At 77.8% G+C, this 387-nt stretch carries 1 pseudogene; it reads left to right on the plus strand.

The window, feature by feature from the left end:
• Nucleotides 1-143 precede the first annotated feature (143 nt).
• Nucleotides 144-387: pseudogene (locus DW299_RS12815) on the plus strand (EscN/YscN/HrcN family type III secretion system ATPase); the annotation flags it as partial.

The following is a 387-nucleotide window of genomic DNA, read 5'->3' on the forward strand; positions in this document are numbered from 1 at the left end:
GGCGTCGGCCACGGCTTCACCCTCGTGGCCGACGCCACGCTCGACCGCGGAGACGCCGTCGCGGTGCCGGAGCACGGGGTGGTCGACGCCCGGGTCTCCGCCGCGCTCGACCGTGCCCGCCGCGCGCTCGACGGGAGCGCGACATGACGGCCTGGGGCGCGGTGCGCGACGCCGTACGACCCGAGCGCATCGGCGAGGTCACCCGAGTGCGCGGGCTCAGCGTGCACGTGCGCGGACTCGACGGCGCGGTGGGTGACGTCGTGACGCTCGACGGCATCGACGCGGAGGTCGTGGCCACGGGTGAGGACGGGCTGCGGTGCATGCCGCTCGCCCCGGTCGCCGGGCTCACGGTCGGCGCGCCGGTCCGAGGCAGCGGCGGTCCGGTGC

It is taken from the genome of Microbacterium sp. K35 (assembly GCF_004794375.1).
GTDB lineage: Bacteria > Actinomycetota > Actinomycetes > Actinomycetales > Microbacteriaceae > Microbacterium > Microbacterium sufflavum.